At 69.6% G+C, this 335-nt stretch carries 1 protein-coding gene; it reads left to right on the top strand.

The features are described 5' to 3' along the window. Nucleotides 1-30 precede the first annotated feature (30 nt). Nucleotides 31-335 (top strand): DUF6537 domain-containing protein (locus KN815_RS31680; protein ID WP_216345307.1); only part of this gene is annotated, 305 nt, incomplete at its 3' end.

The raw sequence follows: 335 nt of genomic DNA, 5'->3' as shown, positions 1-335 counted from the left end.
CTGCATCCCCCGGTGCTCAGAGCACTCGGCATGAAACGGAAGATCAGCCTGGGCCCGTGGTTCCGCCCGGTGTTCCGGACCCTCCGGGCCATGCGCAAGGTCCGCGGAACCCGCCTGGACGTCTTCGGCTACGCGCACCTGCGCCGCGTCGAGCGCGAGCTGATCCAGGAGTACCGCGAAACCATTCTGGAAGCCCTGGCCGCCGCGAGGCCCGCCGCCGATCTCGCCGCCGATCTCGACGCCGTGGTGGAGCTGGCGGAACTCCCCGACCTGGTGCGCGGCTACGAGCAGATCAAGCTGGACAACGTCGACACCTACCACCGGCGGCGGTCCGA

This window comes from Streptomyces niphimycinicus, from assembly GCF_018883605.1.
GTDB lineage: Bacteria > Actinomycetota > Actinomycetes > Streptomycetales > Streptomycetaceae > Streptomyces > Streptomyces niphimycinicus.
The sequence above is the reverse complement of the archived record's forward strand: the minus strand, read 5'-3'. Positions and strand labels throughout refer to the sequence as shown.